Origin of the sequence: Shewanella sp. S1-49-MNA-CIBAN-0167, assembly GCF_040310145.1 — a bacterium.
Classification (GTDB): Bacteria; Pseudomonadota; Gammaproteobacteria; order Enterobacterales; family Shewanellaceae; genus Shewanella; species Shewanella psychromarinicola.
In genome coordinates this window covers 1-244 of sequence record NZ_JBEOPO010000442.1, presented here as the reverse complement: position 1 = coordinate 244, position 244 = coordinate 1, and the positions used below count along the sequence as shown (strand labels likewise).

The window sequence follows — 244 nt, the reverse complement described above, 5'->3', positions numbered from 1 at the left end:
ATACTACTGAGCGCCAGCTATATGCAGGAATGAGTTGTAGAGCAGAGATCGCAACAAGCATTGCCGAAAACGGTTTAAAACTTCCAATAGAAGCAATCCAAAAAGAAGACGATAAAACATTTGTATGGCGACTAAATAGTGATAACACCGTTAGCAAAATTGCCGTAACTGTTGGAATATCATCTGATATAGAACAAGCAATTACTGACGGCTTAAATGAGGGCGACAAAATAGTTATTGGCCC

Annotated in this window: 1 protein-coding gene; it reads left to right on the top strand. The window is 39.3% G+C overall.

Features of this window, described 5'->3' with window-relative positions; all coding sequences use genetic code 11:
* Window positions 1–244 (top strand): permuted SH3 domain-containing protein (locus AAEZ00_RS21975; RefSeq protein ID WP_502959365.1); only part of this gene is annotated, 244 nt, incomplete at both ends.